The 648-nt window shown below is 63.0% G+C and carries 1 protein-coding gene; it reads right to left on the bottom strand.

All coding sequences use genetic code 11. The annotated features are described in order from the left end of the window. Window positions 1-648: carbohydrate porin (locus C5P05_RS00535; protein ID WP_198674568.1), on the bottom strand; the 648-nt coding region annotated here is incomplete at both ends.

Below are 648 nucleotides of genomic sequence, written 5' to 3' on the forward strand. Positions count from 1 at the left end.
CTGGCGTCCAGGACGCGCCCTTGATGTCAAACAAAGGCATGCTGTAGGACACGTAGGCGGTTTGCACCTTCAGGTCACCAACAGCTTGTTCGGTCTTGGCCGCAATCAGGCCCACGACCAGGCCGCCGGTGGCCATGGTCACACCGAAGGCGTTCTGGTTGTTGCGGGTCGCCGCATCCGTTTTGCCGCTTGCAATATTGCCCGTCAGCTTGAAGCCGCCAAAGTCGTAGCCCACGGTGGCGCCCACGCCACGCACATCATTAGCCGAAGCACCGCCCACAGCCGCGTACTTGCCGGCTTCAAAACCCAGCCGCGCCGTCAAAGGACCGGCCAGGTAAGACAGCACCGGACGCACACCCTTGGCGGTCGTCTTGTTCTCCACCACGCCGAGCTCCAGGCTCAGGCCGGCGCTCAGGTTCAGGGTGCCTGCCGCGTGAAACTGCGAGCCATCCTTGCGACCGCGCAAGGTGTTGGTGCCGTAGACATTGCCGGCGTGATTGACCAGGGTGTCTTGCGCCAACGGGAACAGGTCAGCCGCTTCAAAACGGCCGAGCTTGACGTCACCGCCGGTCGAGCCCACTTGAATCCACATATCGTCAGCCGCGACCGTGCCGTCTTTCTTGGCCAGGAAAGCGGCCTTGCCAGCCA

Origin of the sequence: Rhodoferax ferrireducens, assembly GCF_003347515.1 — a bacterium.
Lineage (GTDB): Bacteria > Pseudomonadota > Gammaproteobacteria > Burkholderiales > Burkholderiaceae_C > Rhodoferax.